Here is a 23,486-nt window from a genome sequence, read left to right as displayed (position 1 = left end):
TTTTCGTTCAGTGCCATCTGTTGATTTTTCCTGCATGGCCTAAGGTGTGGATTTTATAGCGTTATTTAGTGGCAGTATCGCAACATGCCCGATATAAGCTGCTAAGCTAATTAGACTATCTTATGCATTCTTCATTCACTTAACCGTCGCATACTAAGAGGGCATGATGTCTGACTCTTCGAGTCCCTTTAAACTAAAAGCCAAGATCAACCCCCCTGTTTTTTATAGCGCAACCCTATTGGTTTTTCTTATCGTGGTTAGTGCTGTGTTGATGCCGGAAAAATTCAACAAACTCTCCACTGACATGCAAGCGTCCATTGTGACCAATGTCAGTTGGTTTTATGTTGCGGCGGTGGCGATCATCCTCATGACGGTTGCGTATCTAGGGATAAGTCGGCTCGGCGATATCAAGTTGGGGCCGGATCACTCGGCACCGGATTTCAGCAATGGCTCTTGGTTTGCCATGCTTTTTTCTGCCGGTATGGGTATCGGTTTGATGTTTTTTGGCGTTGCCGAACCGGTAATGCATTACTTGTCCCCCCCTACGGGTGACCCTGGTACCGTGGAAGCTGCACGGGAAGCGATGAAGCTGACCTTTTTCCATTGGGGGCTTCACGCTTGGGGGATCTACGCCATGGTAGCGTTGATCCTCGCGTATTTTGGTTATCGTCATGGTTTGCCGCTTACCTTGCGCTCCGCTTTGTATCCGCTGATTGGCGATAGAATTTATGGCCCGATCGGTCATGCCGTGGATGTATTTGCCATTCTCGGTACTGTGTTTGGTGTGGCAACGTCTTTAGGTTATGGCGTGTTGCAGGTTAATTCTGGTTTGAACTACCTGTTTGATCTGCCAGTGAACGAAACGGTACAAGTGGTGCTTATCGTCGTTATTTCTGGGTTGGCGGCGATCTCAGTGGCGACCGGACTGGATAAAGGGATCCGCATTTTGTCGGAGATTAACCTGCTATTGGCTGTTGCTTTAGTTGGGTTGGTGTTGCTGTTGGGGCCGACGGTGCTGCTACTACAGATGTTTCTACAAAATACCGGTGGTTACCTCTCTGATATCGTCAATAAGACCTTCAATCTATTTGCCTATCAACCCACCGATTGGCTGGGCGGATGGACACTGTTGTATTGGGGCTGGTGGCTCTCCTGGTCGCCATTTGTGGGGATGTTTATCGCCCGGATCTCCCGTGGTCGCACCATCCGTGAATTTGTGATTGGCGTACTTTTTGTACCGACCGGTTTTACCTTTTTATGGATGACGGTGTTCGGGAATACCTCCATCGATATGATGTTGCAAGGCACCGGTGATGAGCTGGCAGCCGTGGTCAATCAGGATGTGTCATTGGCGTTGTTCAAGTTTCTTGAAGCATTTCCTATGTCATCGTTCTTATCAGTGATCGCTATCATCATGGTGGTGGTGTTCTTTGTTACCTCCTCTGATTCTGGTTCCATGGTGGTTGATATGTTGGCGTCAGGCGGTACGGACAAAACCCCTGTTTGGCAGCGGGTGTTTTGGGCTTCGATGGAGGGGGTAGTGGCGATCGCCTTGCTGCTAGCTGGCGGACTCGGTGCTTTGCAAACGGCGACGATTGCCAGTGCCTTACCATTTTGTATTGTGCTTTTGATCTCTGCTTATGGCTTGTTGAAGGCGTTGCGTATTGATGCGACGAAGCGGGTCAGTTTAGAGCAAGTGATCCATCCACCACGGGTCGACAGCAGCCTGTTAGGTTGGGAGCGCAGGTTGAAGAATTTAGTGCTGTTGCCGCGGCGAAAAAATGTCGGTCAGTTTATTGCTGATGTGGTGATCCCAGCGATGGAGTCGGTAGCCACTGAACTGGAAAAGCATAGTGTGGATACGCGATTTGCGGTTGATGAAGACAGTCTGAGTGCTCGCTTTGAGGTGTTCCATGGCGATGAACAGGATTTTCTTTATCGGGTGCGGCCTAAAGCGTATCTGCAGCCCAGTTTCTTGGTCGAAGAAGATGATGATGAAGCGCGTAAGTACTTCCGTGCCGAGGTTTTTCTGTTGGAAGGTGGGCAGGACTACGACATCATGGGGTGGAGTAAAGAGCAGGTGATCAGCGACATGATTGATCAGTATGAAAAACATATGCACTTTTTGCATCAGGTGCGCTGATCTCATGAGCACCTTGAAGGCCGCTTTTTGCGGCCTTTTTTATGTCTACTATCTAAGGTGGCGTATGGCTGTTTTTTTATGAGGCTCTATGGAAGTCACGATTAGAAGTGCTGAAAAGTCTGATGTTGCAGGGATCAAAGAGATCTATGCTCAACCCCATGCATACTCGGGCACACTGCAGCTTCCTTATCCCTCAGAGGCGCTGTGGCAATCACGTTTCGATAACGCTTCTGCGGATTACCATAACTTGGTGGCGATCACTAACGGCAAGGTGATCGGTCAACTTGGTTTGATGGTATCAACGCGGCCTCGGCGTAAGCATGTCGCTGGTTTTGGTATGGCGGTGTGTGCCTCAGTCTTAGGTCAAGGCGTTGCGACGCGGTTGTTGGAAAGCGCGCTGCATATGTGTGATAACTGGCTCAATATCGAACGTGTTGAATTAGAAGTGTTTACTGATAACAAAGCAGCAATCGCTTTATACCGAAAGTTTGGCTTTGTTATCGAAGGAGAGCACGTTAGTTCGGCATTTAAAAATGGTGTCTATGCTGACGTGTATAGCATGGCTAGGCTACGTGCAGCCGTTGTCGTTAAGCCTTAACATCGATAGGTAGCTGGTTATATGCATCGATTGCTAGCTTACCTAGGTGATTTGCACCTGACTTCCTGCTAAGTGATACTGGCGGTTAATCAATCGCTTATGGAGTCGTTTCGATGCGCTGCTGGCTACTGTCTCTGATCCTATTAACTGCTTTTCCTACGATAGCTTACGACCGTATCACCGGTGCACACTTCGCCAGTCGCTCTGAAGTGATCGCGCAACATGGTATGGCGGCAACCAGTCAACCATTGGCTACTCAGGTGGCGTTGGACATACTTAAAAAGGGGGGCAGTGCGGTTGATGCTGCCATTGCCGCCAATGCGATGCTTGGTCTGGTTGAGCCGACGGGTAGCGGTATTGGCGGCGATCTGTTCGCTATTGTCTGGGATGCAAAAACGCAGCAGTTATATGGTCTAAACGCATCTGGGCGCTCGCCTAAGTCACTTACTTTGGCACACCTGCACTCCTTGGGGCTCGACTATTTACCACCTTATGGGCCGTTACCTGTATCCGTACCGGGGGCGGTGGATGGTTGGTTTGAATTACACGGCAAGTTTGGCAAGTTGCCGATGACCAAGCTGCTGCAACCCGCGATTGATTATGCAGAACAGGGATTTCCTGTGAGTGAGTTGGTGGCTTACTACATGCAACGCAGTGCGCCACGTTTGTCTGAGTATCCCGGCTTTGCTCAAGTTTTTATGCCGAATGGTAAAATGCCAGCCAAGGGGGAACTGTTTAAAAACCCCGCGCTGGCAAGTACTTATCGCCAAGTTGCCCAAGGTGGACGCGATGCTTTTTATAAAGGGGATATTGCAGTCAGTATTGCCGCTTTTATGAAACAACATGGTGGTTTTCTGAGTTATGAAGATCTCGCCTCCCATACCTCTGAGTGGATTAAGCCTGTCTCCACTAATTATCGAGGTTACGATGTGTGGGAGTTACCCCCGAATGGCCAAGGGATAGCGGCACTGCAGATTCTCAATATTTTGGAGCCATACGATATAGCCGCCATGGGGTTGGATAATCCGGAGTATGTGCATCTGTTTGTTGAAGCAAAGAAGCTCGCATTTGAAGATCGCGCCAAGTATTACGCCGATCCCGCGTTTAATCAGATCCCCGTGGCCGGTCTGATCGCTAAATCTTATGCCAATGAACGAGCAAAACTGATTAATCCGCGACGCGCCAGTCAGCGCTTGGATGCTGGCAACCCAGCGCTGTACCACGGTGATACTATCTACCTGACCACCGCAGACAAAGATGGCAACATGGTGTCGTTGATCCAAAGTAACTACCGCGGCATGGGCTCGGGGATGACACCGCCTGAGCTCGGCTTTGTACTGCAAGATCGCGGTCAGTTGTTTAGTCTGCAGGAAGGGCATTTTAATAGTTACGCGCCTGGCAAACGCCCGTTTCATACTATTATTCCTGCCTTTGTGACCAAAGAGGGCAAGCCTTGGCTCAGTTATGGTGTGATGGGCGGCGCAACTCAGCCACAGATGCATGCGCAGATCCTGGTCAATATGATCGATTTTGGTATGAATCTACAGGAGGCGGGGGATGCGCCACGTATTTTGCATACCGGCTCCAGTCAGCCCACAGGCGAACAGATGACAGATGGCGGGCATGTTAGTTTGGAGAACGGTTTTTCTGCTGGTACTCGCCGTACACTGCTGCAGATGGGGCATACCTTAAAAGAGGAGTCAGGTCCTTACGGTGGCTATCAGGCGATCATGCGCGATCTTGCAACCGGCGTTTACTACGGTGCTTCCGAAAGTCGCAAGGATGGGCAGGCAGCAGGCTACTGATCTCGGTTGATGATTTAGCCTGTAGGTTTGATCCTAAACAGTACAACTTCCTTGGCGGCGCCTACAATGGCGCCGCTATGCAGCATACTCCTCAACTTTTTCACAGCTTTGGTTACTATCTGAAGCAGCAGTTTGGTCGCAAGATCCGCAAGCTGTCACTGCACGGTGATTTTAGCTGCCCCAATCGCGATGGCACCCTTGGCCGAGGGGGCTGTACTTTCTGTAATGTAGCTTCTTTTGTCGATGAAACAGCTCGTGCAGCACCTATCTCTCAACAGTTGCAGCTGCGCGAGCAAGAATTAAAGCGTAAAGCGGATGCTTATTTGGCGTATTTTCAGGCGTACACCAGTACCTATGGTGAGCAGGTTCAACTGCAAAAGCTGTATGATCAGGCGCTGGCGGCGAAAGATATTGTTGGATTGTGTGTCGGTACCCGTCCTGATTGTGTGCCCGATGGTGTGCTCGGGATGTTGGCGGAGTATCAGGCTCAGGGTCAAGAGATCTGGCTGGAGCTGGGGTTGCAAACGGCGAATGATCAAACCCTGAAGCGAATTAATCGTGGCCACGATTTTGCTGCCTACCAAGATGCTGTCGCACGAGCCAAACATTATGGACTAAAAGTATGCACTCATCTTATTGTCGGTTTGCCAGGTGAAGATCAGCAAGATGCTTTGCAGACCTTGGATAAAGTGCTGATGGTAGGAGTGGATGGTCTAAAGCTGCATCCATTGCACATTGTTGAGGGGAGCGTGATGGCGAAAGCGTGGCGTGCTGACCGCTTGGCAACTATTAGTTTAGAAAGCTATGCAGAAACAGCAGCGAAGATGATCCAGGCGACCCCTGCGCAGGTGGTCTTCCATCGGGTGTCGGCTCACGCCCGTCCGCCCACGTTACTGGCACCTGATTGGTGTGAGGATCGTTGGCTAGGGCCGCAAGCTATTCAAGCAATATTGGCAGCGGAAGGGGGGCAGGGAAGCGCAACGGCAGCGCCTTTTCGTGCTGCCTTGCCTGAGTCGATTTAATGCACTGAGTTAGCTGGAAAAAGCGAACAGAGATTTGACGGCGCTGACCGTTTTGCTTATCTCTTTCACGTTGGTTGGCGTAATGAAAATAGTGTCATCGCCGGCGATGGTGCCGAGTATCCCTTCCGCTTTGCCTAATGAGTCTAATAGTCGGGCAATCAGCTGAGCAGCCCCAGGACTGGTACGGATAACGATAGCGACTTCGTTGTTGTCGATATCTAAAACCAGGTTTTTAAGCTGACTAGAAGTGGTTGGGACGCCGAGTTCGATAGGTAGGCAGTACACCATCTCTTGTTTGGCATTGCGTGTTCTTACTGCGCCAAACTTGCTTAACATGCGGGAAACTTTCGACTGGTTGATATTGATAAAGCCTTGCGTTTGCAGCGCTTTAACTATCTCCCCTTGGGAGCCGAAACACTCTTCCTTCAACAGGTTCTTGAACGAGCGGACCAAGTCTTCCTGCTTACCGTAATTCATGTCGTCGAAAGGTTATCTTCTGAAAAAGTTATGCAGTCATTCTGCATAAAATTGCAATATCCTGCAAGCTGCCCGTATCACAGCTGGGCAATTATTTTGGCACTAATGGTTTACGCTTGTCGCGCACTATCTGTTACGGGTTCAATCCGTGATCTGAGTTGTGTGACATTGATTGTATTTATCCCCTCCTTGGATTAATGTTTTTGCAGCCCTGTACTGGGTTGGAAAGCTATGTCTCCTAAGATTCTCCACAAGAAGGGAACCCCACATGAAAGTCGCTGTATTAGGTGCTGCTGGTGGAATCGGCCAAGCACTGTCGCTGTTATTAAAAACTCAATTACCTGCAGGCTCTGAATTAGCGTTGTTTGATATTGCACCAGTAACGCCAGGTGTTGCTAAAGATCTCAGCCATATCCCAACACAGGTAGCGATTGAAGGTTACGGTCAGGATGGCCTCAATGATGCTCTGAAAGGTGCAGATATTGTGATGATCCCTGCCGGTGTGCCGCGCAAGCCGGGCATGGATCGCGCCGATCTGTTTAACTTCAATGCCGGTATCGTTAAGAACCTGGTTGAAGCGATTGCCGAGCAGTGCCCTAAGGCTTGCATCGGTATTATCACTAACCCAGTGAATACTACGGTTGCTATTGCTGCCGAAGTACTAAAGAAAGCTGGTGTTTACGATCCGAAGAAACTGTTTGGTGTAACAACGCTGGATGTTATTCGCGCCGAAGCTTTTATTGCTGAAGCCAAAGGGTTAAACCCGGAAGAAGTGAACATCAATGTTATTGGCGGTCACAGCGGTGTCACCATTCTGCCTCTGTTGTCGCAGTTGGGCTTGGATTTCTCAGACGAAGAGATTGCCGCCTTGACTGATCGAATTCAGAACGCTGGTACTGAAGTCGTTGAAGCCAAAGCTGGTGGTGGCTCTGCTACCTTGTCTATGGGACAAGCAGCAGCACGCTTCTGCCTGTCGCTGGTGAAAGCGATGCAGGGTGAGCCTGTGATTGAATGTGCTTATGTTGAAGGCCCTGGTGAACATACCAAGTTCTTTGCCCAGCCAGTTAAACTGGGTGCCGAAGGCATTGAAACTGTATTGCCATATGGTGACGTTAGCCCGTTTGAACAAGCGGCGCTGGAAGGCATGATGGATACGCTGCAAGGTGATATCCAGAAAGGCATTGAGTTTGCTGGCTAAGCCAGACGACAATAAGTAAAAAAGGCGCCTGAAGGCGCCTTTTTTAATACTTGTTTGTTGAGCAGATTAGTGATCCCGTTGCACTGCAATACGTGCCAGCGCGATCAGTGCGCTTTTGTATTCGCTATCGGCGAGGCAATCCAGTGCCTTTACCGCTTTCATCGCTTCCTCGTCGGCTCGTAGACGGGTATAAGCAAAGGCATCGGTTGATTCAATGGCTGCGACGATATTCGGTAATTGCTCTACTTCGGCACCATGTTCGATGGCATGACGAATGATCTTCTGTTGTGCTTCAGTACCGACTTGCATGGCGCGGATCAGCGGCAGGGTCGGTTTACCTTCTGCTAGGTCATCTCCTAGATTTTTACCTAGGGCATCGGCGTCAGCGGTGTAATCGAGGAGATCATCAATCAGTTGGAACGCAGTGCCTAAATAACGGCCATAGTCCGCCATTGCCTGCTTATTGCTCTCAGATTCGCCAGCCAGCTCTGCCGCCAAGTGAGTCGCGGCTTCAAATAATTTAGCGGTTTTGCAGTAGATCACTTCCATGTAGCGCGCTTCATCGGTATCGGGATCGTTGCAGTTCATCAACTGCATCACTTCACCTTCTGCGATCACATTGGTGGCATCCGCGAGAACCTGCATAACGCGCATTGAGTCCAGCGTCACCATCATTTGGAATGCCCGGGTATAGAGAAAGTCACCGACTAGCACACTCGCCTGATCGCCGAACATGGCGTTAGCGGTCTTGCGGCCACGGCGCATGGTTGATTCGTCAACCACATCATCGTGGAGCAGGGTGGCAGTATGGATGAACTCTATGATTGCAGCGAGGGTTTGGTGTTGTGTGCCATCATAGCCAACCGCGCGTGCGGCAAGGGTGGTTAGCAAAGGACGTAGCCGCTTGCCGCCACTATTGACGATGTAAAAGCCAAGTTGATTGATCAACGCCACGTCAGAGCTGAGCTGCTCCATAATTGCATGGTTTACTTGCTGCATATCGTCTTCGGCAAGTAACCGAATTTGCTCGAGATTCATGTCGCTCCTGAGAGGGTTGTTATTTTTATTGGCGGCAATTTTGCTACGGACTATAGAAAGGCCAGATTCTAGCGCTAAATGTTGCACTACAACAGCCTGATGTCGCGCCTTATCTGGCTTGAATGAGATATGGCTCAGTAAACTGAAATTAGCCTTGATCGTTGGTTATCTTTTAAGTAGAATGCGCGCCCTATTGTGATTAGTAAATCGTGTCCAGCCGACCAACAATGAAATGTCGATGCTAGGGCGCGTATACCAGCGGAGTTATAACCATGTACGCTGTTTTCCAAAGTGGCGGTAAGCAACACCGTGTAGCCGAGGGGCAAACCGTTCGCTTAGAAAAGCTGGACGCGGAGACCGGAGCTACTATCGAATTCGATAAAGTGCTGATGGTAGCAAACGGTGAAGATATTAAGGTGGGAGCACCTTACGTTGATGGCAGCAAAATTACTGCTGAAATCGTAACTCACGGTCGTGGCGCTAAGGTCAAGATCGTTAAGTTCCGTCGTCGTAAGCACTCTCGTAAGCAGATGGGCCACCGTCAGTGGTTCACTGAAGTCAAAATCACTGGCATCAGTGCTTAAGTTTCAGGAGTAGAGTCAGATGGCACATAAAAAAGCAGGCGGTAGTACCCGAAATGGACGCGATTCAGAAAGTAAGCGTCTGGGTGTTAAGCGTTTCGGCGGTGAATCAGTATTAGCCGGTAACATCATCGTTCGTCAGCGCGGAACTAAGTTCCATGCTGGTAACAACGTTGGTATCGGTAAAGACCACACTTTGTTTGCAACTGCCAATGGCAAGGTGCTTTTCGAAGTTAAAGGTCCTAAGAGCCGTAAGTATATTAGCATCGTTGCTGAATAAGCATTGATGTGGTGAAAAGGCCTCGCTTTGTGCGAGGCTTTTTTGTTTCTGCAGCCTGCCCAAGGGTTATGCTAAGGTTACCTTTGTCAGCCGAGCTCCAATATCGGCGCTGGATATTCCGAGAATAAGTCCATGAAGTTTGTAGATGAAGCAGTCATTCGCGTTGAAGCGGGAGATGGCGGCAACGGTATTGTCAGTTTCCGTCGTGAAAAGTATGTACCTAAGGGTGGCCCAGACGGTGGTGATGGTGGTGATGGTGGTGATGTTTATTTAGTCGCCGATGAGAACTACAACACCCTGATCGATTTTCGTTTTGAACGTTTTCATCGCGCAGAGCGCGGTACCAATGGTCAAAGTGCTAACTGTACCGGTAAGCGGGGTGAAGATTTAGAGCTGCGAGTCCCCGTAGGTACCCGGGCCACTGATCAGGACACCGGTGAAGTGATCGGTGATCTGACGAAACATGAACAGAAGTTGATGGTGGCTAAGGGCGGTTATCATGGTTTGGGTAATGCACGCTTTAAAAGCAGTACCAACCGAGCGCCACGCCAAAAAACCATGGGTACGCCGGGTGAAGTGCGAAGCTTGAAGATGGAGCTGATGTTGCTGGCCGATGTGGGATTGTTAGGTTTCCCTAATGCCGGTAAGTCGACCTTTATCCGTTCTGTCTCAGCGGCCAAGCCAAAAGTGGCGGATTATCCGTTTACCACTTTGGTACCTAATCTGGGGGTGGTTCGTCCCGAATCCCATCGCAGCTTTGTTGTTGCTGATATCCCCGGACTGATCGAAGGCGCTGCAGATGGTGCTGGTCTGGGTATTCGCTTTCTTAAGCACTTAGAGCGTTGCCGCTTATTGTTGCATGTGGTTGATATCTGCCCTGTCGATGGCACTGATCCCGCAGAAACAGCCGTTGCCATCCTCGATGAATTAGCACAGTACAGCCCCAAGCTGGCGAGCAAGCCGCGCTGGTTAGTCTTTAATAAGACCGATTTGCTACTGGAAGATGAGGCTGACGAGGTGGTTGATCGCGTAGTCGCTGCTCTGGATTGGCAGGGCGATGTGTATCGCATGTCGGCGTTCAACAAAGAGGGCACGGATCCACTTTGTTGGAAGATCTTGGAATATCTGGAATCGCTACCTGCAGATCGTTTAGCGGAAGTGGAAGAAGCGGAGAAGGTCGAGTTCCAATGGGATCATTATCATAAAGAGCAGATCGAAAAATTTGTCGATGATGATGACGATGATTGGGATGATGATGACGATGATCATGATATGGAGATCATCTACAAACCATAGTTGTTTATCGGTTGTGCAAGGGTCGTTAGATGTCTGCCTCGAATAACAAACCTCAGCTTTCGCTGGAACAGCATGAAGAAGCTACCCGCCTCTCTCTATGGGGCGGGCAGCTATTACTGCAGTATGGTGCGGAAAGCCAGCTGGTAGAAACGCTCACTCACCGCCTGGGGACCGCCCTTGGCTGTGACTGGATGGATCTGGCCGTCTCTCACAATGCCATCGTACTCACGTCTGTATCCGGACCCCGCTATCTCACCAAAACACGGCGTATTGTCGACCGAGGCATTAATATGACCACGGTAAGCCAGATCTGCCGTTTGGTGGTGATGGTCGAAAAGGGACTGAAAGACGCCCGTGATGTGCGCCAGAAACTTCGAGAGTTGAGCGACAAGCAGTTTCATTATAATCGCTGGTTAATGGTGGTGATGGTGGGGTTGTCCTGCGCCTGCTTTGCCCGTTTGCAAGGTGGTGACTGGCCGGTATTTTGCGTTACCTTTATGGCTTCAGCCGTAGCGATGTTTGTGCGGCAGGAGTTACATCACCGTGGCTATCATCTGTTGATGAACTGGGTATTATCCGCTGCTGCTGCGACTGCCGTCGCGAGTTTAGGGCCAGCATTTAGTTTGGGTAATAAGCCTGAGTTGGCGATGGCGGCCAGTGTGTTGCTGCTGGTGCCAGGCTTCCCGTTGATGAATGCGATCTCTGATATGGTCAAAGGCCATGTGAATGTCGGTATTGCTCGGTGGACCTGGGCTTCTATGATGACGCTGAGTGTTGCCCTCGGGATCTTGCTGGCGATGAACCTGACCGGTGTTTGGGGGTGGCTGTAATGGAGTTGCTGATTAACCTGCTGGACGACGCTTTTTTCAGTGCTATTCCCGCCGTTGGTTTCGCTATGCTCTTCAATGTGCCGAAAAAAGCACTGATTTACTGTGCCTTGGCCGCAGCTATTGCCCATAGTTTGCGTACCCTACTGATCAGTTTGGGGATCTCTGTGGAGCTGGGATCATTTTTGGTCTCTGTTTTGGTCGGTGTTTTAGCTTTCCACTGGGCAAAAAAGAAGTTGGTGCCAGAACAAGTGTTTACGGTCGCGGCGATCATTCCGATGATCCCCGGCAAGTTTGCCTTTGCTACCATGGTTGGCCTGGTACAGCTTAATATTGATGGTGCTGTGTCTCCTTGGTTGCTGGGGGATGTTATCGACAATGGTTTGAAGACGCTGTTTATTCTCGGCGCGTTGAGTGTCGGTCTCGCCATGCCACAGCTTTTCCTGCAACGTAGTAAACCCGTGGTGTAATGCTTCGGAGATAGGATTTTAACGATGATGATTTCACTGGTTGCCGCCATGGCAAACGGACGAGTGATAGGTAGAGATAATAAGATGCCTTGGCATCTTCCTGCTGATTTAAAGCACTTTAAAGCCACTACGTTAGGTAAGCCGGTGGTGATGGGGCGCAAGACCTTCGAATCGATAGGGCGGCCGTTACCGGGACGTCAAAACATAGTGATCACCCGTGATGCGCAGTGGCAAGCCGACGGCGTTACTGTGGTTCATGGGGTTGAGCAAGCGCTGGTTGCTGCAGGACCTGTCGAAGAGTTAATGGTGATAGGTGGTGGCAATATCTATCAACAGCTGTTGCCCCGTGCCAAGCGTCTCTATCTGACTTTTATCGAGCTTGATACCCAAGGGGATGCCTGGTTTCCGGACTATCAGCCGGAGCTTTGGCATGAAATCGACTCCGTAGCCCACCAGCCAGATGAAAAAAATCCCTATCACTATCGTTTCGTGACTCTTGTGCGCAAGTGATACTAGCGATAGTTGCTTGTTACAAGGAGCCAAGGGGCATAGCGCTCTTGGTTACTCAGTGAGCTCGCTGAAACAAAGAGGAGCCGCGGCTTACGATATCCGTGCTGCTAGCTGAGGTTATTTATCCGGTTGCGTACCATTTCTATGAGATAACCGAGGTAGGTAAGTGTTAATGCTATGAAGTGTATCTACTTTGCTTGCAGAGGGCAGGGTTGACTGATCAGTGTCTCTGTTTCCCAACAGTAGAGAGAGAGGCTATTTCCCCATACACAACCTGTATCCAGGGCGATAACGTTTGCTTGGTTGGTTACCCCTTCCAGTGATGCCCAGTGGCCAAAGAAAATCACCGGATCATCATGTTGCGCCCGGCACTGAAACCAGGGGACAAGTTGTTTGTCATCAACGGTTGCAGTCTTATGAGCCATATCCAGAGCGTGGTCGTTTTTATCAACAAAGCGCATTCGGGTAAGAGCATTGATGGTAAATCGATCGTGCTCTACTTCAGACAAGTCCTTATGCCATAAATTAGGGCCGTTACCATACATCTGTTTGAGCAGTGTCGGGAAGGCTTCGCTTCTGAGTTTATTCTCAATCACTCTGGCAGCTTTTTTTGCTTGTTTGACGCTCCACTGTGGCGGAATGCCCGCATGGGTCATAACGAAGTTATACTGCTCATGTTTTGCCAGTAAAGGTTGATGCCGGAGCCAATCCAGTAGTTCGTCACGATCGGTGGCTTGCATCAAATCGTCGAGTAGATCCTTGGCTTTAACTTTGGCAAATCCTTTGGCACAGGCAAGCAGGTGCAGATCATGATTACCGAGCACTGTGACCGCGGAATCTCCCAGAGATTTAACAAAACGCAGTGTTTCTAGCGACTTTGGCCCTCGGGCAACTAGATCTCCGGTTAGCCAAAGCTGGTCATTAGTCGGATTAAACTCAACTTGTGCCAACAGCTGCTGCAGCTCGTCAAAACAGCCTTGAATATCCCCTGTGAGATAGGTTGCCATAGTTAGTTAACCGAGCAGGGAAGAGCCAGCCGGAAAGGGGGGATCGGCGCATCAAACTGGGCACCAGAGGCGGTTTGCATCAGGTAGTGCCCCTCCATAAAGCCAATTGGTGTGGCAAAGGCGGCACTTGATGTGTACTGATATGACTCGTTTGGTTCGATTACTGGTTGTTCGCCAACCACGCCAGGGCCATGCACCTCATTACTCTCACCGTTGCCGTCAGTGATGATCCAGTTGCGTTCCAGCAGCTGAAATGCTTCATCACCTAGGTTTTCGATAGTGATGGTGTAGGAAAACAGGTAATGCTGTTTTTCTGGTGCAGAGTGTTCTTCCATAAATGCCGGCTCAATGGTGATGCTGACGGAAGGACGGCTCATGCTGTTTCCTCTTGTTCGGTGACGGCGTTGGCGATAGCGACAAACTGAGCCACGGAGAGCTCCTGCGGGCGCAAATTATTATCGATACCCAGTTGCGCTAAGGTTTCCAGTGGCAAAAGTTGCTTGAAACAGTTGCGTATTGTTTTGCGGCGCTGGTTAAAGGCCTCTAAACAAACCCGATTCAACGTCTTCACCGATTTTACCGGATGTGGTGGCGTCAAGTGAGGGATCAATCTAACCACCGCTGATTCAACCTTGGGTGGTGGCTGAAAGGCACCGGGAGGCACATGTACCACAGGCATCACCTGACAGTAATATTGGGTCATGACGGTTAAACGGCCAAATTGTTTTGTTCCTGGGCCTGCAGCCATACGTTCGACCACTTCTTTTTGCAGCATGAAGTGCATGTCTTTGACATGGGGGAACTGATTAAACAGGTGGAACATCAGTGGGGTCGAAATATTGTAAGGTAGATTACCGAAAATACGCAGCGGTCCGCCGAGTTCTGCAGCAAGCGCGGCGAAATCAAATTTCATCGCATCGATTTCATGAATGGTCAATTTACTGGCCATAAATGGATGATGACGCAGCCGCTCGGCCAGATCTCTGTCTAGTTCGACAACGTGCAGGTGGTCAATTTCATCGACTACCGGCTCGGTAAGGGCGCCAAGGCCCGGGCCGATCTCTACTAGGGGTTCACCTGGTTGCGGATTAATGGCAGCGACAATCTGCTCAATAACGTAGTCGTCATGGAGAAAGTTTTGACCAAAACGTTTACGAGCCGTATGGCCCAAATGCTTTTTACCGTGTGCCATTTCGTGTTGCCTGTCTGTTGACCATATCGATTGCTTGACTGAGTGCCACTAGCATACTGCCGGGATCTGCGTCGCCCTGAGCAGCAAGCTCAAGTGCGGTGCCGTGATCGACAGAGGTACGAATAAAAGGTAAGCCAAGGGTGATATTCACTGAGCTACCAAAGCCTTTATATTTAAGTACCGGCAAGCCTTGGTCGTGATACATGGCCAAAACAACATCGGCCTCATCGAGATATTTAGGCTGGAATACGGTATCAGCAGGGAAGGGACCACGTAGATCCAACCCTTCTGCGTTAAGGCGTTCCATCACCGGTTGAATGACGTCTATCTCTTCACGCCCGAGGTGGCCATCTTCACCCGCATGGGGGTTTAGGCCGCAAACAAATATTTTCGGTGTTTCAATCGCAAATTTTGTTACCAAGTCATGGTGCAAAATACGGATGATATTTTCCAGTCGCTCATCGGTAATCGCTTTTGACACATAGGCGAGGGGAATATGCGTGGTGACAAGCGCCACACGTAAGCCCTCTGTTGCCAACATCATCACCACATCGTTGACGCCAGCTTCTTGGGCGAAATATTCCGTATGGCCACTGAATGGAACGCCTGCGCGGTTGATGACACCTTTATGCACGGGGCCGGTCACAATCGCGGCGAATTGACCATCCATGTTGCCATGGCAGGCGATACGTAGCGTTTCGACAACGTATTGACCATTCTGCTCGTCGAGCTGTCCTGGGATGCTCGTGGTATTAAGCTTCACCGGTATCACGTTAAGTGTGCCTGCTGCCTGCGGCGTTGGCTCTGTGCTTGCGTCGTAATCGATTAGGGTGATCGGCAAACCCAGCTGCTTCGCGCGTTGACGCAATAGCTCAGGATCGGCGATCACGACGAGTTCGGCGGTCCATGGCTGTTGTGCTATCTGCAGCACTAAGTCTGGGCCAATACCTGCAGGTTCACCTGGGGTTATGGCAATTCTATGGGTAAGGCTATTAGTCATTGATTACCCTTGAATATCTTCATCAAGAATCTCTATGTAGGCCTCGGCGCGAATTTCACCGAGCCAGATACCTTGTTGTTCGATAAACTTACGATTAAAGATCAGCTGATATGCTTTTTCTTTTGCTCTTTCCTCTGTCGCATCACTAATCCTACGGTCAACTAATTGCACGATGTGCCAGCCGTGTTGGGTACGAAATGCGTCGGATATCTGCCCTGGTTGCAGTTCGCTAAGTGCGCGTTGAAATGCGGGAACATAAATGTTTGGATCGCTCCATCCAAGTTCGCCACCGTTTGCAGCTGAACCAGGGTCATCAGAGTACTTGCTGGCGAGCTCTGCAAATTTACTGTCATCGGCTCGCAACTCTTTAGCAAATTTGTCGAGCATATCTTCCGCTTTTTCGTCGCTCAAGATGATAGAAGGTTTGATCAGGATATGACGGGAGTTTATCTCTTCGACTTCAATCACTTCGACGCCACGCATATCGAAAATCTTCACTAAGTGAAAGCCTCGGCTGGTACGAATAGGGCCGATAATTTCACCTTTTGCAGCTTCACTGACTATTTCTGAAAATAGCGTCGGCATCTCGTTGATATTCATCCAACCCCAATCTCCCCCTTCAAGGGCTTTTGGACCAGCAGAACTGGCGATTGCTGTACGTTTAAAATCTGCGCCGTCATCAAGCAGTTTCAATACCTTGTTTGCTTTCTCTTCCGCAGCGGTCATCTCTTTTGAATCAGCTTCGTTGGAAACGCCGATCATAATATGCCCGACATGGTATTCAACGTCCTTAGCACCCTCTTGGTTCATTTGGCGAACCAGGCTGTCGATCTCTTGTGGTGAGACGTTGATCCGACGACGGACATTGATCCGTCTTACATCACCAGTAATCAGTTCTTCCCGAACTTGGTTACGAAACTGTTCGTAGCTTTTACCCGAGCTTTCTAATTTGGCGCGAAACTCTGTTAGCGTTAGACCATCGTCTTTGGCGATATTTTCCAGCGTCTGTTGCAGCTGTGAATCGGCGATCTGCATGCCCATTCTTTCTGCGAGCTGCAGTTGTAGGCTTGTCATGATTAAACGATCAAGAACCTGGATTTTTAGTGCGTGGTCGGAAGGTAGCTCCTGACCCGCTGCGGCCGCCCCTTGTTTAATATCGGCAACCATATCGTCCATCTCACTCTGTAAGACGACGCCTTCGTTAACGATGGCTATCACTTTATCCAACAGCTGGGGCTCTGCGTTGGCTTGGGCTAGCCAGCACAACGATGTGATTAGCAGGACTATCTGTTTCAGACTGAGCAATTTCATACAGACTTCTTTATTAAATTATGGGCTGCAAAAAGAGGTAACCCGCCATAGACGGCGGGCCAATTAGTCTATCATAAGCCGCTTTAGTTGTTGATATACTCGTTGCGGACGTCACCAAAGATGCTGTCGGCTTCCATCTCTTGATATCCAGGCGTTGATGCGCCACCAAAGCCCTTGATAACAAAATTAATCCAGACGCCACTATCAAATGCGTCACGTGACGATGCTGGTGCATCATCGTCTGGGAAGTTGGTATTCAGGTGGCGGTGGTAGCCCACACGAATAGCATAACAGCAAGATTCAAATTGCAGGCCGACGTATGTTTCAATGGTGCGATTTTCCACTAAGTCTTTGTACCAGGTGCTAACCAACTGAATGTTGGGTTGGATCGGCCAAGTCGCCAATACGCCTAATTGATTGATCTCATCAGACTCTGTTATCTCTGGTAGGTATCTGTGATTGAGCTGCAATCTTTTGTTCGGTTCAGGCTGATAATTGATCATCGAAGCATTTTTAATGGTACGGCCGTTGTTGGTATCAAATTGCAACTCGTTATGGAAATACCAATTTTGGTCTAAGAATATATCGAGTTCGCTGGCGATGGCGGAGTGGTTTTCTGTGACTTGGGTTTCGTCATCGGCTAAGCGCACATCACTGTCGGAAAGATAAAATATCTGTCCCAGACTGAATCTCAGCCGTTCGCGATTCTTGGCGTCGATATAGCGCGTCGTTGCACCGACGGTGAGCTGATTAGCGTCAGCAATTCGATCTAAACCAATGAAACGGCGCGCACGAAACAGTGCGTCATAGTCGTATTGCAATAGGTTGGTGTCGTAGATGCCAATTTCATCTTGATTTTCATAGGGTACATATACGTATTGGATCTGGGGCTCTAAGGTTTGTAGGTATTGATCACCAAACAGGCTGGTGTCGCGTTCAAAGTTCAGCGCGCCTAGCAGGCGCACAGAGGGGAGCGTTCGGCTGACAGAACTGTCCAGTACCTCGTTAAAGGGCGCATCCTTGGTGTTTTGGTCATAAAATGTTTGATACAGCTTGGTTTCCGCCAACAGGTTGTAGCTCGGCCCACCAAAAGGGATGCTCAGCGTTGGCTCAAGGTGTAATCGTGAGGTGGTAGGGATCTCGTTTTTACTGTGGTCGAAGTAAACGGCTTCGCTATACCAGTCAAAATTTACGTAAGGGAAAATCTCAGGTTTGTGATAGATCGCTTCAACGGCAGGCAACATACGGTGCGAACTGAATGAATCACCGAGTTCTTCATAGTCTAAAAGGCGGATGTTGACCTGATAGCTCTTTTCAAAATAGCCAATATTGGCTGTCCGTTCGAGACGATTATCAGTGCTTGATGCGACATCCGAGCCTAAGTCATTCAGGTAGTTATCATCACTGATGGTGGTGTAATCAAAATAGCCGCGCCAATGTTTGTTCCAGCGTGTTTCTTGTTCCCAATGGAAGAGGTAGCGCTCATCCTTATTGATGAGTAACTTATCTTCATTCATATATTCAAGATTGAATTGGCCGTAATGCTTTTCTGTTAGGTATCGATATTCGGTCAGGAGTTGAGGCCCGCGTTTATCCATGTACCTAGGGGTTATCGTCGCATCCATGTTGGGCGCGATATTCCAATACCAGGGGGTTTCCATTTCAAAACCGTTGTCAGAGCTGCTACCGACGCTAGGGAAGAGAAAGCCGCTCTTACGTTTGCTACTCACAGGAAAGGAGAAATAGGGTACGTATATTACCGGCGTATCCTTCACATACAGCCAGCTTCCCCACGCCTCGCCCCACTCTTCATCACCGTTAATCAATATCTCATCAGCTTGCAGATCCCAGCTGTTATCGCCTTCCGGGCAGGTGGTGAATGAGGCGTTCTCCATTACTACCCTGTTACCATCTTCTAAAGCGATACGCTCGGCTTTGCCGCGACCCAACTGTTCGGTAAATTGATAATCAGCGTCGGTTAGCTCAGCTGTGCCCGAGGAGATTTCAGCGCTGAGCGTTTCGCTTTCGATATCTAACCAGCCATCTTCAAAGCGAATGCCACCCTCAGCATTCACCCGTTGTTGTTCGCGGTCGATCGATATCTTATCTGCGACTAAATGCCGATCGCCGTGGGAAAGCTCGACATTTCCTTGGAAGTCAGCTTGGAGATCACTGCCCGCTGCTTTACCCGCAGAGACCTCTACGGGAAGGTTTTTTAGCGTTCGTCGCGAGCTAGGAGGCTTGGCGGCCGTGGTATAGCATTTTGACATTGGTAATTCTGCCAACTCTTGCTCCGACGGCAGTGGTGCTTGTGGCTCTGCATAGGCGTTAGCCGATAGCAGTAGCGGGGGGAGTAACAACAAAAAACGCATCCGTTTACTCTTTTTTATTCTTCCGACAGGATATCGAACCGATCACGTTTCCGGATCAAGACATGTTTGCTTAATAAGATATGATACTTGACAGCTTTTGACTCTGGTAACCTTGTTAGCAATTTATTGCTATTTATTTTCCAAAATGACTGATCTACGTCGAAATTTGCTTACAAAGTGGGCGAGGGAGCAACTTAACGACCCTCAATTGGAATTGATGTCGGTATCTGGTGATGCCAGTTTCCGTCGTTATTTTCGTCTGATTCATGATGACATCCCGTATATTGCGGTCGACGCACCGCCTCCCCATGAGGATTGCCGCCCCTTTGTCGCTATTGCTCAAGCTTACCTGGCTGCAGAGCTCAAAGTTCCAGAGATTAAGGCGTTGGATCTTGAGCAGGGGATGATGCTACTGAGTGACTTTGGCGATACCTTGCTGCTCGCTGAATTAACGGAGCAATCGGCGGGTTTTCTTTATGGTCATGCCTTGCAGCAGTTACCTGCGATTTACTCTGTTACAGCCACAGAAGCGGGAGAACTACCCGCATTCGATGAAGCGATGTTAAGTCGTGAGATGGCGCTGTTCACTGATTGGCTTATCGCCAAGCACTTACAACTAACGCTTTCTGATGATGAAGCGCAGCTCGTCAACGAGGCATTTGAGTTTCTGATTGAAAATGCACAAATGCAGCCACAAGGTGGCGTGCATCGTGACTACCACAGTCGCAATTTGATGGTATGTGATGATGGTTTGGGGATTATCGACTTTCAGGATGCGGTGATTGGCCCTATTACTTACGATGCTGTTTCACTTTTGAGAGATTGTTACATCCGTTGGCCTGATGCTTTGGTTTACGAACTGTTAGCACGGTGGCAGGCGTTGTTGGTTGAATCTGAGCTGTTAGATCCTGAGATAGATGAAGCGCAGTTTCGGCTCTGGTTTGATTTGATGGGAATACAACGTCATCTTAAGGCGGCTGGTATCTTTGCGCGACTTTACCATCGTGATGGTAAAGAGGGTTATCTTGCTGATATCCCCCGTACCGTTAGCTATATTGTCGATGTCGCCGCGACCTACCCGCAACTGGCTAAATTTGCTAACTTCGTTGAATCTAAAGTGTTAGCGGAGTTAACACCGTCATGAAGGCGATGATCCTAGCTGCGGGACGTGGAGAACGGATGCGTCCGTTAACAGATCGCGTGCCGAAACCACTGCTGGAAGTTGCCGGGAAGGCGTTGATCGAGCACCATCTGTTGCGTTTAGCCGCCGCAGGTTTTACTGAAGTGGTGATCAATCATGCACACCTTGGGCGACAGATCGAGGATCGTTTGGGTTTTGGTGATGCCTATGGCGTTGCCATCAGCTATTCCCGGGAAACCACCGGTGGTTTAGAGACCGCAGGGGGTATAATACAAGCTTTGCCTCTGCTGGGAGATAAGCCGTTCGCTGTGATTAATGGCGATATCTATACCGATTACGATTTTTCGCGCCTACAGAAGTTGGAGTTGCAACAGGACACTGCCCATTTGGTGTTAGTGGACAATCCGTCGCATAACAGTTCCGGTGATTTTTGCTTGATGCCTACAGGGAAAGTTGTTGCTGATAAGGCGCCGAAGCTGACCTTCTCAGGGATCGGTGTATATCACCCCCGCCTATTTGCCCATTGCCTGCCAGGTAAGTCTCCTTTGGCGCCCTTGTTGCGTCAGGCGATGATGGAGAGCTGTGTGTCTGGTGAACATTTCGCCGGGCAATGGACCGATGTGGGCACCCCAGAACGTCTAGCCGAACTTAATCGGATAGCTGACAGCATGGGGAGAGCGCCGCTTTGAAAATACGGATCTGGGGTAAGGTGTTTGGGGCGGCGATAGGCTTTGTTCTGGGGCGTTTCCCTGGATTGATATTTGGCATCGCGCTTGGGCATATGTTTGACCGCTCTCTCGCTCGCCAATTTGATCGTGCTGGTGGCTTTTCGGCCATCTTTGGCCAACCTCAGGTTTCAGACCAAGCCTTTTATTTTTATGCGCTTTTTAGCGTGATGGGGCATATCGCTAAGGCGCGAGGCCGTGTGTCGCCACGTCAGATCCAGGCGGCCGCAGCATTGATGAATCAGATGCAGTTAGGCAGTGAGGCTCGGCATGAAGCACAGGCTGCTTTTCGTGAAGGTAAAGATCCTGCATTTCCTTTAAAGCGCACATTGGCTGAGTTCCATCATGCCTGTGCTGGTCGTCATGATGTACTGCAAGTGTATCTGGAAGTGCAGATCCAAGTGGCGTTTGCTGAGGGGCCATTGGATGCCGCGCAACGCACGCTGTTAACGGATGTGGCGCTGCAGTTAGGTTTTGATGCGCAGTCTTTGGCTCAGCTTTTGACCATGATTGAGGCTGAAATGGCATTTCGTCGCCATCAGTCGAAAAGTGAGCAAACCCATGCGGCAAGCTCACACCATGGTGCATTGCGAGAAGCTTATCGCTTGCTCGGAGTGACAAAGGCTGCAGATGATACCGCAGTGAAAAAAGCTTATCGTAAGCTGATGTCGCAGCACCACCCTGATAAGTTGGTGGCTAAGGGCGTACCGGAAGAGGTGATGCATTTAGCCAAGCAGAAAACTCAGGATATACAGGCGGCTTATGAATTAATCCGCAGTCATCGTAAGTCACATAGCTAGTTACCGTTTACCAGCCAAGGTAAGTTAACCAACCGTAAATCTCTTTCCACAAACGTTCGTCGCTGCGGCTAAAAGCAACATCACCAAACAGCTCTCGCTGGCGATAGTGAAGCTTAAAGTACTTATTCGCGAGTTGTGGGCGCAGGGTGACAGTGTCTTGCACCCAACGATTGTCGTAGCGACTGTAAAGATCTAAAACCGGAATGCTGGTTTTGGCCATTGCCGTTGCCAGCGTGCGATTCAGCTGATGTTCAGGTAAGTAAGCACCTATGGTAACGAAGGCATCGGCAGGCGCTAGTTTCTCTTCGGCGTAGAGCTGAGCTAACCAGCCAGCACTGCTACCTTGAGCGATCACCAGATAGAACCCAGGGTATTGTGAACTCACTTTAACCGTGGCTTCCATTCGCTGCAGCAGTGCGGTTTTATATGCTTCGATCTGTTGTTGGCGACTCTCTTCGCTGAGCCACTCGTCGGCTTGATAAGGCTTAAGTGGATCTGGAGCTCTGCGGCTAGGGTCCATCTCATCTGCTTTATCCAAAGGTGAGACATGATTTTCACTATCAACAACAGGTGGCGGTGTGATCGCCAGGGTGACCCAACCGTGGGAAGGTAGCAGTCGCCTCAGATACCCCACACCAAACTGTTCATCGGGCTGCGATCCCCAGTCGGGAACGAGAATGACGACCCCTTTGGTTTGTGGGGTTAACGCCTCCAGCTTAAGCGCACTAAATGGGTTGTCCGGCTCCCCAAGTGGTACCAGCTCGCTATCTCTATCGTAACGGGCTAACGTCGCCTCATCTGCCGGTGGGGCTGCGAACGCGTTTAGGCTGAACGCAACGAGTGGCAGCGTGACGATGAACCGTTTAAGTCGGTGGAACGCGCTATTGTCCATGGCACCCGAACTAGTTATTTGCAATAAACCCTATCTGTTTATCGACCACTTTTGCTAAAGGTTTACCTAAAAACGGGCAAGGCGCTGAAAATGTGAGCCATTCGTTGGTTAGTGGGTGATACAAAGAGAGTGTCGATGCATGGAGTTGTAACCGTGAAGCCATGGCTAATGCTTGGTCATGGGCATAGAGGCGATCTCCGAGTATTGGATGACCCAGGCTTAACATATGTACTCGCAGCTGATGACTGCGGCCAGTAATGGGCGTTAATTCGATCTCGCTGTAGTTGCCATGTTTGGCCAGTACGCGCCAATCGGTTTGGGACGGCTTGCCGGCTTCGACATCGACCATCTGTTTCGGCCGATTAGGCCAATCGCAACGTAGAGGCAGGTCAACGGTGCCTTGCTCCGCGTTGGGCTCCCCCCAGATCAAGGCATGATAGGTTTTCGCCGTGGCGCGGGTTTCAAATTGCCGATTGAGCTTACGTTGCGCATCTGCACCGATCGCCATGACGATTAACCCCGAGGTGGCCATATCTAAGCGATGAACGACCCGCGCTTCAGGCCAAATTCGTTGTACCCGCAGTGCCAGGCTATCTCTGTGCTCGATTGCCCTGCCGGGAACAGTCAGCAGACCACTTGGCTTGTTAAATACCAGTAGTTGATCATCTCCATATAGCAGGTCAAAAGCTGGCATAGTGGGCGGGTGATAGGCGATAAGACTCATGAAAACCCCTACATTGTGAAGTCGCGGATGATACTGGCACTGGAATCGGTTTGCCACTCTACGTGGCTGGGCTATAG

The 23,486-nt window shown here is 49.8% G+C and carries 24 protein-coding genes; 14 read left to right on the top strand and 10 right to left on the bottom strand.

The window, feature by feature from the left end; genetic code table 11:
- Positions 1-166 precede the first annotated feature (166 nt).
- From EXY25_RS12845 to mnmL, 4 genes are all read left to right on the top strand, one after another.
- Positions 167-2,143, top strand: a complete 1,977-nt coding sequence (locus EXY25_RS12845) for a BCCT family transporter (protein ID WP_130567082.1) — start codon at positions 167-169, stop codon at positions 2,141-2,143.
- A gap of 88 nt (positions 2,144-2,231) precedes the next feature.
- Entirely contained in the window at positions 2,232-2,741 is a 510-nt protein-coding gene (locus tag EXY25_RS12840; protein ID WP_130567081.1) for a GNAT family N-acetyltransferase, read from the top strand.
- Between the two features lie 113 nt (positions 2,742-2,854).
- Positions 2,855-4,546, top strand: a complete 1,692-nt coding sequence (gene ggt / locus EXY25_RS12835; protein WP_130567080.1) for a gamma-glutamyltransferase — start codon at positions 2,855-2,857, stop codon at positions 4,544-4,546.
- Positions 4,547-4,623: 77 nt separating this feature from the next.
- Entirely contained in the window at positions 4,624-5,568 is a 945-nt protein-coding gene (gene mnmL / locus EXY25_RS12830; RefSeq protein ID WP_130567079.1) for a tRNA modification radical SAM protein MnmL/YtqA, read from the top strand.
- A 9-nt stretch (positions 5,569-5,577) separates the two neighbouring features.
- Here the strand turns inward: mnmL and argR are convergent, their stop codons facing one another.
- Positions 5,578-6,045: a transcriptional regulator ArgR gene (gene argR, locus EXY25_RS12825; RefSeq protein WP_114338223.1), complete on the bottom strand. Its 468-nt coding sequence runs from the start codon at positions 6,043-6,045 to the stop codon at positions 5,578-5,580.
- Positions 6,046-6,313: 268 nt separating this feature from the next.
- On the opposite strand from argR, the gene mdh reads away from it, so the two are divergent.
- On the top strand, positions 6,314-7,243 hold the full coding sequence (gene mdh, locus EXY25_RS12820; protein WP_114338224.1) for a malate dehydrogenase: 930 nt from the start codon (positions 6,314-6,316) through the stop codon (positions 7,241-7,243).
- Between the two features lie 66 nt (positions 7,244-7,309).
- On the opposite strand, the gene ispB is transcribed toward mdh, so the two are convergent.
- Positions 7,310-8,281: an octaprenyl diphosphate synthase gene (gene ispB, locus EXY25_RS12815; protein WP_130567078.1), complete on the bottom strand. Its 972-nt coding sequence runs from the start codon at positions 8,279-8,281 to the stop codon at positions 7,310-7,312.
- A gap of 272 nt (positions 8,282-8,553) precedes the next feature.
- On the opposite strand from ispB, the gene rplU reads away from it, so the two are divergent.
- From rplU to folA, 6 genes are all read left to right on the top strand, one after another.
- Positions 8,554-8,865: a 50S ribosomal protein L21 gene (gene rplU, locus EXY25_RS12810; RefSeq protein WP_114338226.1), complete on the top strand. Its 312-nt coding sequence runs from the start codon at positions 8,554-8,556 to the stop codon at positions 8,863-8,865.
- 19 nt (positions 8,866-8,884) lie between these two features.
- The gene (gene rpmA, locus EXY25_RS12805) at positions 8,885-9,142 is read left to right on the top strand and encodes a 50S ribosomal protein L27 (RefSeq protein ID WP_114338227.1); all 258 of its coding nucleotides are present in this window, start codon (positions 8,885-8,887) and stop codon (positions 9,140-9,142) included.
- A 132-nt stretch (positions 9,143-9,274) separates the two neighbouring features.
- Positions 9,275-10,438: an Obg family GTPase CgtA gene (cgtA, locus tag EXY25_RS12800; RefSeq protein WP_114338228.1), complete on the top strand. Its 1,164-nt coding sequence runs from the start codon at positions 9,275-9,277 to the stop codon at positions 10,436-10,438.
- 29 nt (positions 10,439-10,467) lie between these two features.
- Positions 10,468-11,268, top strand: a complete 801-nt coding sequence (locus EXY25_RS12795; RefSeq protein WP_130567077.1) for a threonine/serine exporter family protein — start codon at positions 10,468-10,470, stop codon at positions 11,266-11,268.
- Complete coding sequence (locus EXY25_RS12790) at positions 11,268-11,735, top strand: threonine/serine exporter family protein (protein ID WP_114338230.1); 468 nt, start codon at positions 11,268-11,270, stop codon at positions 11,733-11,735. The genes EXY25_RS12795 and EXY25_RS12790 overlap by 1 nt, the downstream gene beginning before the upstream one ends.
- Before the next feature lie 24 nt (positions 11,736-11,759).
- A complete protein-coding gene (gene folA / locus EXY25_RS12785; RefSeq protein WP_130567076.1) occupies positions 11,760-12,245 on the top strand; it encodes a type 3 dihydrofolate reductase in 486 nt (161 codons plus the stop codon).
- A gap of 188 nt (positions 12,246-12,433) precedes the next feature.
- On the opposite strand, the gene EXY25_RS12780 is transcribed toward folA, so the two are convergent.
- The 6 genes from EXY25_RS12780 to EXY25_RS12755 all read right to left on the bottom strand — a co-directional run bounded on the left by EXY25_RS12780 (position 12,434) and on the right by EXY25_RS12755 (position 19,127).
- Complete coding sequence (locus tag EXY25_RS12780) at positions 12,434-13,252, bottom strand: symmetrical bis(5'-nucleosyl)-tetraphosphatase (protein WP_114338232.1); 819 nt, start codon at positions 13,250-13,252, stop codon at positions 12,434-12,436.
- Between the two features lie 2 nt (positions 13,253-13,254).
- Positions 13,255-13,629: a Co2+/Mg2+ efflux protein ApaG gene (apaG, locus tag EXY25_RS12775; protein WP_130567075.1), complete on the bottom strand. Its 375-nt coding sequence runs from the start codon at positions 13,627-13,629 to the stop codon at positions 13,255-13,257.
- Positions 13,626-14,444, bottom strand: a complete 819-nt coding sequence (gene rsmA, locus EXY25_RS12770) for a 16S rRNA (adenine(1518)-N(6)/adenine(1519)-N(6))-dimethyltransferase RsmA (RefSeq protein ID WP_130567074.1) — start codon at positions 14,442-14,444, stop codon at positions 13,626-13,628. Before rsmA ends, apaG begins: the two co-directional genes overlap by 4 nt.
- Entirely contained in the window at positions 14,431-15,444 is a 1,014-nt protein-coding gene (gene pdxA, locus EXY25_RS12765) for a 4-hydroxythreonine-4-phosphate dehydrogenase PdxA (protein ID WP_130567073.1), read from the bottom strand. The genes rsmA and pdxA overlap by 14 nt, the downstream gene beginning before the upstream one ends.
- 3 nt (positions 15,445-15,447) lie before the next feature.
- The gene (gene surA, locus EXY25_RS12760; protein ID WP_130567072.1) at positions 15,448-16,755 is read right to left on the bottom strand and encodes a peptidylprolyl isomerase SurA; all 1,308 of its coding nucleotides are present in this window, start codon (positions 16,753-16,755) and stop codon (positions 15,448-15,450) included.
- Between the two features lie 83 nt (positions 16,756-16,838).
- A complete protein-coding gene (locus tag EXY25_RS12755; RefSeq protein ID WP_130567071.1) occupies positions 16,839-19,127 on the bottom strand; it encodes an LPS-assembly protein LptD in 2,289 nt (762 codons plus the stop codon).
- Between the two features lie 217 nt (positions 19,128-19,344).
- On the opposite strand from EXY25_RS12755, the gene EXY25_RS12750 reads away from it, so the two are divergent.
- Genes EXY25_RS12750 through djlA form a run of 3 tightly spaced genes read left to right on the top strand, consistent with a single transcriptional unit; the run spans position 19,345 to position 21,793 of the window.
- Positions 19,345-20,271 (top strand): aminoglycoside phosphotransferase family protein, encoded by a 927-nt coding sequence (locus tag EXY25_RS12750; protein WP_246019554.1) that lies wholly within the window; start codon positions 19,345-19,347, stop codon positions 20,269-20,271.
- Positions 20,268-20,957, top strand: coding sequence for an N-acetylmuramate alpha-1-phosphate uridylyltransferase MurU (murU, locus tag EXY25_RS12745; RefSeq protein ID WP_130567069.1), 690 nt, complete (start codon positions 20,268-20,270; stop codon positions 20,955-20,957). The genes EXY25_RS12750 and murU overlap by 4 nt, the downstream gene beginning before the upstream one ends.
- Positions 20,954-21,793, top strand: a complete 840-nt coding sequence (gene djlA, locus EXY25_RS12740; protein ID WP_233496470.1) for a co-chaperone DjlA — start codon at positions 20,954-20,956, stop codon at positions 21,791-21,793. The genes murU and djlA overlap by 4 nt, the downstream gene beginning before the upstream one ends.
- Positions 21,794-21,800: 7 nt before the next feature.
- Here the strand turns inward: djlA and EXY25_RS12735 are convergent, their stop codons facing one another.
- Both EXY25_RS12735 and EXY25_RS12730 read right to left on the bottom strand, forming a co-directional pair.
- On the bottom strand, positions 21,801-22,685 hold the full coding sequence (locus EXY25_RS12735) for a DUF3530 family protein (protein WP_130567068.1): 885 nt from the start codon (positions 22,683-22,685) through the stop codon (positions 21,801-21,803).
- Between the two features lie 10 nt (positions 22,686-22,695).
- Complete coding sequence (locus EXY25_RS12730) at positions 22,696-23,409, bottom strand: pseudouridine synthase (protein WP_130567067.1); 714 nt, start codon at positions 23,407-23,409, stop codon at positions 22,696-22,698.
- Between the last annotated feature and the right edge of the window lie 77 nt (positions 23,410-23,486).

It is taken from the genome of Corallincola spongiicola (assembly GCF_004284785.1).
Lineage (GTDB): Bacteria > Pseudomonadota > Gammaproteobacteria > Enterobacterales > Neiellaceae > Corallincola > Corallincola holothuriorum.
Note: the sequence above shows the minus strand (reverse complement) of the source record. Positions and strands in the feature narration are given on the sequence as shown.